The following is a 203-nucleotide window of genomic DNA, read 5'->3' on the forward strand; positions in this document are numbered from 1 at the left end:
AATACTCATACGCAACGTCTGTTATTATTGTGCCACAACAGGAGGCTGTGGCGCAGCACTGACTGCGTTCACACACCGATAAGGAAACTCAAACCGCACAACTGTCACGACCTGTTCTGCCAGACGCTCCGCAACACCCGTCATAAAAACATGATTCATCAGTGCAACCCAGTGCCACTGGGTTTAATGGGTTTTGGAATGAT

The 203-nt window shown here is 48.8% G+C and carries 1 protein-coding gene; it reads right to left on the reverse strand.

Going from position 1 to position 203, the window contains the following annotated elements; translation table 11 throughout:
- Window positions 1–24: 24 nt before the first annotated feature.
- Window positions 25–159 carry a hypothetical protein gene (locus E1189_RS25665; protein ID WP_268921562.1) on the reverse strand — a complete coding sequence of 45 codons (135 nt, stop codon included), beginning with the start codon at window positions 157–159 and terminating at the stop codon, window positions 25–27.
- Window positions 160–203 lie beyond the last annotated feature (44 nt).

This window comes from Parendozoicomonas verongulae, assembly GCF_009711465.1.
Classification (GTDB): Bacteria; Pseudomonadota; Gammaproteobacteria; order Pseudomonadales; family Endozoicomonadaceae; genus Sansalvadorimonas; species Sansalvadorimonas verongulae.

Bases quoted from the DNA above. Each gene is read 5' to 3' on its own strand.
- E1189_RS25665 (WP_268921562.1), bottom strand. From the start codon at position 159: ATGAATCATGTTTTTATGACGGGTGTTGCGGAGCGTCTGGCAGAACAG.